This window comes from Rhizobium skierniewicense (assembly GCF_014196515.1).
In the GTDB taxonomy this organism is placed as follows: domain Bacteria; phylum Pseudomonadota; class Alphaproteobacteria; order Rhizobiales; family Rhizobiaceae; genus Agrobacterium; species Agrobacterium skierniewicense.
The window spans coordinates 1-2,500 of record NZ_JACIDV010000027.1 but is presented as its reverse complement, the minus strand read 5'-3'; the positions used below and the strand labels follow the sequence as shown (position 1 = coordinate 2,500).

Annotated in this window: 1 rRNA gene (cut by a window edge); it reads left to right on the top strand. The window is 53.1% G+C overall.

The annotated features are described in order from the left end of the window. Positions 1-2,500, top strand: a 23S ribosomal RNA gene (locus GGQ73_RS22675) (its annotated part extends 391 nt beyond the left edge of the window); the annotation flags it as partial.

The window sequence follows — 2,500 nt, the reverse complement described above, 5'->3', positions numbered from 1 at the left end:
CTGAAGGAAAGGACATCAACCGAGACTCCGTAAGTAGTGGCGAGCGAACGCGGACCAGGCCAGTGGCAATAAGGAATAAAGTGGAACGCTTTGGAAAAGGTGGCCATAGCGGGTGATAGCCCCGTACACGTAGAACACTTATTGTCCTTGAGTAGGGCGGGACACGTGAAATCCTGTCTGAACATGGGGAGACCACTCTCCAAGCCTAAGTACTCGTGCATGACCGATAGCGAACAAGTACCGTGAGGGAAAGGTGAAAAGCACCCCGACGAGGGGAGTGAAATAGAACCTGAAACCGGATGCCTACAAGCAGTCGGAGCTCGAAAGAGTGACGGCGTACCTTTTGTATAATGGGTCAACGACTTAGTGTAGCAAGCAAGCTTAAGCCGGTAGGTGTAGGCGTAGCGAAAGCGAGTCTGAATAGGGCGTTTAGTTTGTTGCATTAGACCCGAAACCGAGTGATCTAGCCATGAGCAGGCTGAAGGTTGGGTAACACCAACTGGAGGGCCGAACCCATATCTGTTGCAATAGATTGGGATGACTTGTGGCTAGGGGTGAAAGGCCAATCAAACTCGGAAATAGCTGGTTCTCCGCGAAAACTATTTAGGTAGTGCGTCGATCGAATACCCTCGGGGGTAGAGCACTGGATGGGCTATGGGGACTCACCGTCTTACTGATCCTAACCAAACTCCGAATACCGAGGAGTACTAATCGGCAGACACACGGCGGGTGCTAACGTCCGTCGTGAAGAGGGCAACAACCCTGACCTCCAGCTAAGGTCCCCAAGTCATGGCTAAGTGGGAAAGGATGTGAGGATCCCAAAACAACCAGGATGTTGGCTTAGAAGCAGCCATCATTTAAAGAAAGCGTAACAGCTCACTGGTCTAAATAAGGGTCTTTGCGCCGAAAATGTAACGGGGCTAAAGCCATGCACCGAAGCTGAGGATGTGACAGTTATAGTGACTGTTGCGTGGTAGCGGAGCGTTCCGTAAGTCTGTGAAGGGGGACCCGTGAGGGCCCCTGGAGATATCGGAAGTGCGAATGTTGACATGAGTAACGATAAAGGGAGTGAGAGACTCCCTCGCCGAAAGACCAAGGGTTCCTGCTTAAAGTTAATCTGAGCAGGGTTAGCCGGCCCCTAAGATGAGGCAGAAATGCGTAGTCGATGGGAACCACGTTAATATTCGTGGGCCTGGTGGTAGTGACGGATCTCGTGTGTTGTTCAACCTTATTGGATTGGTTGGGCGGCGAAGAGGTTCCAGGAAATAGCTCCACCGTATAGACCGTACCCGAAACCGACACAGGTGGTCAGGTAGAGTATACCAAGGCGCTTGAGAGAACTATGTTGAAGGAACTCGGCAAATTGCACGCGTAACTTCGGAAGAAGCGTGACCCTGTTGTACGCAAGTATGTCAGGGTGGCACAGACCAGGGGGTAGCGACTGTTTATCAAAAACACAGGGCTCTGCGAAGTAGCAATACGACGTATAGGGCCTGACGCCTGCCCGGTGCTGGAAGGTTAAAGGGAGGGGTGCAAGCTCTGAACTGAAGCCCCAGTAAACGGCGGCCGTAACTATAACGGTCCTAAGGTAGCGAAATTCCTTGTCGGGTAAGTTCCGACCTGCACGAATGGCGTAACGACTTCCCCGCTGTCTCCAACATAGACTCAGTGAAATTGAATTCCCCGTGAAGATGCGGGGTTCCTGCGGTCAGACGGAAAGACCCCGTGCACCTTTACTATAGCTTTACACTGGCATTCGCCAAGGCATGTGTAGGATAGGTGGTAGGCTTTGAAGCGGGGACGCCAGTTCCCGTGGAGCCATCCTTGAAATACCACCCTTATCTTCGTGGATGTCTAACCGCGGTCCGTTATCCGGATCCGGGACAGTGTATGGTGGGTAGTTTGACTGGGGCGGTCGCCTCCGAAAGAGTAACGGAGGCGCGCGATGGTGGGCTCAGACCGGTCGGAAATCGGTCGTCGAGTGCAATGGCATAAGCCCGCCTGACTGCGAGACTGACAAGTCGAGCAGAGACGAAAGTCGGTCATAGTGATCCGGTGGTCCCGTGTGGAAGGGCCATCGCTCAACGGATAAAAGGTACGCCGGGGATAACAGGCTGATGACCCCCAAGAGTCCATATCGACGGGGTTGTTTGGCACCTCGATGTCGACTCATCGCATCCTGGGGCTGGAGCAGGTCCCAAGGGTATGGCTGTTCGCCATTTAAAGCGGTACGTGAGTTGGGTTCAGAACGTCGTGAGACAGTTCGGTCCCTATCTGCCGTGGGTGTAGGAATATTGACAGGATCTGTCCCTAGTACGAGAGGACCGGGATGGACGTATCTCTGGTGGATCTGTTGTCCTGCCAAGGGCATAGCAGAGTAGCTATATACGGAATGGATAACCGCTGAAGGCATCTAAGCGGGAAACCAACCTGAAAACGAGTGTTCCCTATCAGAGCCGTGGAAGACGACCACGTTGATAGGACGGGTGTGGAAGTGCAG